The 4,771-nt window shown below is 64.5% G+C and carries 3 protein-coding genes and 1 pseudogene; 2 read left to right on the top strand and 2 right to left on the bottom strand.

Annotated elements, in window-relative coordinates:
• Nucleotides 1-1,407, bottom strand: a 1,407-nt coding sequence (locus tag AC1D0Z_RS16220; protein WP_477659250.1) for a cyanophycin synthetase family protein, incomplete at its 3' end; no start/stop codon positions are given.
• 320 nt (nucleotides 1,408-1,727) lie between these two features.
• On the opposite strand from AC1D0Z_RS16220, the gene AC1D0Z_RS16215 reads away from it, so the two are divergent.
• Nucleotides 1,728-4,070 (top strand): cyanophycin metabolism-associated ABC transporter, encoded by a 2,343-nt coding sequence (locus tag AC1D0Z_RS16215; protein WP_477659249.1) that lies wholly within the window; start codon nucleotides 1,728-1,730, stop codon nucleotides 4,068-4,070.
• A 14-nt stretch (nucleotides 4,071-4,084) separates the two neighbouring features.
• Nucleotides 4,085-4,564, top strand: a complete 480-nt coding sequence (locus tag AC1D0Z_RS16210; protein ID WP_477659248.1) for a cyanophycin metabolism-associated DUF1854 family protein — start codon at nucleotides 4,085-4,087, stop codon at nucleotides 4,562-4,564.
• Here the strand turns inward: AC1D0Z_RS16210 and AC1D0Z_RS16205 are convergent.
• Nucleotides 4,561-4,771: pseudogene (locus tag AC1D0Z_RS16205) on the bottom strand (hypothetical protein); the annotation flags it as partial. The gene AC1D0Z_RS16210 and the pseudogene AC1D0Z_RS16205 sit on opposite strands and share 4 nt — an antisense overlap.

The following is a 4,771-nucleotide window of genomic DNA, read 5'->3' as shown; positions in this document are numbered from 1 at the left end:
CGGCCGCGGTGCGCCTTCGGCGGGCTTGAGGTGCATCAACAGCCCGGGGCCGGCGTTCACTTCAACAATGGCGCCGCCCTGTTCGTGCAGCGGGCGGGAGATGTCCTGCGCCACCACATCGACCCCGGCGATGTCCAGGCCCACCACGCGGGCCGCGAGTGAGACGATGTGGTCGACGTCGGGGTGAACCTGGTCGGTGCAATCGATGGCCACATTGCCGTTGCGCTGGATCAGCACTTCGCGGCCAGGGGCCGGTACGGCTTCGGGGCTCAGGCCCTGGCGCTGCAAATCCAGAATGATGGCGCCGTCACTGGCGGTGTTGATGCGGCCCAGCGGGAAGTCTTCACCGACGCCGCGGCGCGGGTCGGTGTTGAGCTGTGCGTCTACCAGTTGCGAGACGGTCGAGGTGCCGTCGCCGGTGACCCATGCCGCCTCGCCGCGCGCGGCGGCGACCACACGGCCGCCGACCACCAGCAGGCGGTGCTCATTGCCGCGCACAAAACGCTCGACCATGACTTCGCTGCCGTGCCGTGCCGCGACTTCAAATGCGCCTTCGACTTCAGCCTGTGTCTTCAGGTCCAGCGACACGCCCCGGCCGTGGTTGCCGTCGGACGGCTTGACGACGACCGGCAACCCGATGTCTTCGGCGGCTTCCCAGGCTTCCTGGGCTGTGCCGACGATCTGGCCCTCAGGCACCGGCACGCCGCAGGTGGCCAGCAGGCTTTTGGTGAGGTCCTTGTCGTGGGCAATGCCTTCGGCAATCGCGCTGGTGAGGTCGGTTTCGGCTGTCCAGATGCGGCGCTGGCTGGCGCCGTAGCCCAGTTGCACCAGGTTGCCGTCGTTCAGCCGGATATGGGGAATGCGGCGGTCGGTGGCCGCGGCCACGATGGAGGCCGTGCTGGGGCCGAGGTAGCAGTCGTCGACCTTGGCGCGGATTTTTTCGATGGAGGCTTGCACATCGGCCTGGCCGTAGGGCGTGCCGTTGATGGCGGCCATCAGCAGGCGGTGGCCTTCGGCCAGCGCTGTGCGGGCCACCTGCTCGTCGCGGGCCCGGAACACCATCCGGTAGACGCCGCGCTTCGTCGTGCTGCGCGTCTGGCCAAAGCCGGTCGGCATGTCGGAAAGGTTCAGCAGCTCGATCACCACATGCTCCAGCACATGGCCGGACCAGGTGCCTTCCAGCAGGCGCTGGATGAACCCGCCGCGCTCACCGACGCCGCAGTGGTGTTCGACGAGGGCCGGCAGCAGGGCCACCAGTCGGTCATTGAAGCCCGGCAACAGGTTGGAGGGAAAGTCTTCGAGGCTGCCAAGGTCCAGCCAGACTTCCAGCACGGGCCGGTAGGTCCAGATGTTGGGACCGCGCAGGTAATTGATGCGCAGCAGCTTGATGTCGTCCTGTGGGCTCATTTTTCGCAAAATTGACGGCAAGGCCGGGCCTTGGCACCTCGTGGGGCAAGGCTCGGCCCTGGCCGATGGATTTCAGTGTGAGGCCTGTCAAGGTCTCGGTGGGTCCCTGTGTCTCGTTATGTTGTTGTTTTTGTCGCGGCGTGGCCGCCAGGGGTCGATTTTGATGGTTCCGTCATTTTCAGGGGTTGAAATGGTCAAACTCCGTCGTGCCAGGCCGCATTCGGCGAAAATCCCTGTTTCGGGCCTATTCGCACAACTACGAAGAACCTGCGAATACCCTGCCGCGCCAGATGCGGGACGCCAAGATTTTCCACAACACAATGCAACACAACCACCCGGCAGACGACTCCAGCCCTACCGACCCTGTTCTGGCAGGGCTTCGCTCACAACTTGCAACCCAAGAGAACGTTCTGTGCACGCTGGTGGTTGACCTGGATAACCAACTTCGTTTTGCCCGGGGCTTGCTGGCCCTGACGGACCGCCGGTTGCTGGCGCGCAGCCCGGAAGGCGTATGGGCCAGCTGGCCCGCGGCAGATGCCGCCGGTACCGCATTGCAGGGGCTTTCACTGCGCCATTTTGACCATGCCGGAGTGGGCACGCTGGAGCTGCACGAAGCGGGCCGGCGGCTGGCCAGCTGGCGGTTTACCCTGGGCGCCAATGTGCAGGCCCTGCGGCTGGTGCGCCTGTTTGCCCAACTGCAGGCCCCGGTGGGGGGCGCTGCCGCGGCGCCGGCCGAGGAGACGGCCTTGTGCCCCGAATGCGACCTGCCGCTGCCACCCGACAGCGAGGAATGCCCGGCCTGCGCGCGTGAGTTGCACACGCCGCCTTCTACCTGGGTGCTGCTGCGGCTGTGGCGGTTTGCCGATCCGTACCGCTACCAGCTGCTGGCTGGCTTTTTGCTGACCCTGGCCTCTACGGCGGCCACGCTGGTGCCGCCCTACCTCACGATTCCGCTCATGGACGACATCCTGATCCCGTTCCAGAACGGCCAGCAGATCGAGCCCTGGAAGGTGGGCCTGCTGCTGGGCGGCCTGCTGGGCGCCGCCGTGCTGGGCTGGGCGCTCAACTGGGCGCGCACCTATTTGCTGGCGCTGGTGTCCGAACGCATTGGCGCCGACCTGCGCACCGCCACGTTTGACCACCTGCTGGAGCTCTCGCTGGACTACTTTGGCGGCAAGCGCACCGGCGACCTGATGTCACGCATCGGCTCCGAAACTGACCGCATCTGCGTGTTTTTGTCGCTGCATGCGCTGGATTTCGCCACCGATGTGCTGATGATTGTGATGACCGCGGTGATCCTCATTTCCATCAACCCCTGGCTGGCCGTAGTGACGTTGTTGCCGCTGCCGTTTATCGGCTGGATGATCCACGTGGTGCGCGACAAGCTGCGCACCGGGTTCGAAAAAATCGACCGCGTCTGGTCGGACGTGACGAATGTGCTGGCCGACACCATTCCGGGCATCCGCGTGGTCAAGGCCTTTGCCCAGGAAAAGCGGGAAGCCCAGCGTTTTCGTGAGGTCAACCAGCACAACCTGGCGGTCAACGACAAGCTCAACAAGACCTGGTCGCTGTTTACGCCCACCGTCTCGTTGCTCACGGAAGTCGGCCTGCTGGTGGTCTGGGCTTTTGGCATCTGGCTGGTGTCGCACCAGCAGATCACGGTCGGCGTGCTGACCGCCTTTATCGCCTATATCGGCCGCTTTTACGGCCGGCTCGATTCGATGAGCCGCATCGTTTCCGTCACGCAAAAGGCCGCCGCCGGCGCCAAGCGCATCTTCGACATCCTTGATCACGTCTCCAACGTGCCCGAAACCGCCAACCCGGTGAAGATAGGTGCGCTCGAAGGCCGCATCGACATGAAGAACCTCGGGTTCCGTTACGGCAACCGCTCGGTGATTCGCGGGCTCGACTTGCAAATCCGGCCCGGCGAGATGATTGGCCTCGTGGGCCACAGCGGTTCGGGCAAAAGCACGCTGGTGAATTTGATCTGCCGCTTCTACGACGTGAGCGACGGTTCCATCAGCGTGGACGGCACCGACATCCGGCGCTTTGGCGTCGCGGATTACCGCCGCAACATCGGGCTGGTGCTGCAGGAGCCCTTTCTTTTCTTCGGCACGATTGCCGAGAACATCGCCTACGGCAAACCCGGCGCCACCCGCGCGGAAATCGTCGCGGCGGCGCGTGCCGCCCATGCGCATGAGTTCATCCTGCGCCTGCCGCAAGGCTACGACTCGCTGGTGGGTGAACGCGGCCAGGGCCTTTCGGGCGGCGAGCGCCAGCGCATCTCGATTGCACGGGCCTTGCTGATCGACCCGCGCATCCTGATCCTGGACGAAGCGACTTCATCGGTGGACACCGAGACCGAAAAAGAAATCCAGCGCGCCCTCGACAACCTGGTGCAGGGCCGCACCACGATTGCCATTGCCCACCGCCTTTCAACACTGCGCAAAGCCGACCGCCTGGTGGTGATGGACCGCGGCCAGGTGGTGGAGGTAGGACCGCACGACGAATTGATGGCCAAGCAGGGCGCCTACTGGCGCCTGTACGAGGCGCAGGCCCGCCAGGTCGACAGCGATGAAGGCAGCGAGGAGGCCGAGCAAAGCCGCATCGCCCTGGCCACCTCGCAGCTGGCCCACACCGCGCAGCACGCCGGCAACCCCTGAGTCAAGGATTGCACATGACAACGACTTCTTCATCTTCTTTTTCCCTGGAGCGCACGCCATCAGGCCGGCTGGTGTTCGTCGATGCCGGCGGCCAGCAACACGTTGGCGTGGTGCCGGTGCGGGCCTTTCCGCTGGCAGCGCCTGATGAAGGCATTTCACTGGTCAATACTGAAGGGCACGAAGTGGCCTGGGTCGAAAACCTACGGGCCTTACCGGCGGATGCGCGCACCTTGCTGGAAGAAGAGCTGGCGTTGCGCGACTTTGTGCCCGAGGTGACGCGGCTGAAAAGCGTTTCGACCTTTGCCACCCCCAGCGTGTGGACGGTGGAGACCGACCGGGGCGAAACGTCTTTTGTGCTCAAGGGCGAGGAAGATATTCGCCGTTTGGGGCGCACGGGGCTACTGATTGCCGGGAGTCAGGGGGTGCAGTACAGCGTGAAGGATATGACGGCGCTGGATCGGGGGTCGCGGCGGTTGTTGGAACGGTTTCTTTAGGCCGGGTCTTGCTCCGGCCTTTGCGCTTCGGGGCCGCTTTTGCTCAGATGTTGTGCTTTTTGCTGAGGGTAGCTGGCCGGGGGTTGCCCGGCATGCAACTCACTTTCTTTTGCTTCGCCAAAAGAAAGTAAGCAAAGAAAAGGCGACCCTGGTTCCTGCGTCCCCTGCGCTTCGCTCCGGGGCAACCTGCGGTGCTCGGTCCAGCCG

The sequence above is a fragment of the Polaromonas sp. P1_E3 genome, assembly GCF_056405935.1.
Note: the sequence above shows the minus strand (reverse complement) of the source record. Positions and strands in the feature narration are given on the sequence as shown.